The following is a 245-nucleotide window of genomic DNA, read 5'->3' on the forward strand; positions in this document are numbered from 1 at the left end:
GTCCACTCAACAAACTCTTTATAAAGCTGCTGGGCGGGTTTATTTAACCGGTTGTTGTAGTCGATCGTGATGCGGCGCCAAGCGACTGGTACCGCATAATGTTTGGTTAGAAACATTGCTTGATCCATGCCTTGCCGGACTATTACGTAGCCCAGCAATTGCAAGTAGTACATAAAACCAAGCATGTGTTTTTGGCTCACTTTCTTGTACTGATCTTTCATGTTAGAAACCGTCCACTAATAAAT

Annotated in this window: 1 protein-coding gene; it reads right to left on the reverse strand. The window is 43.3% G+C overall.

Annotated elements, in window-relative coordinates; translation table 11 throughout:
• On the reverse strand, positions 1-221 hold a 221-nt coding region (locus tag AC3II9_RS22295; RefSeq protein WP_489158941.1), incomplete at its 3' end, for a hypothetical protein.
• Positions 222-245: the final 24 nt, after the last annotated feature.

The organism is Lysinibacillus sp. RU7, from assembly GCF_057837305.1.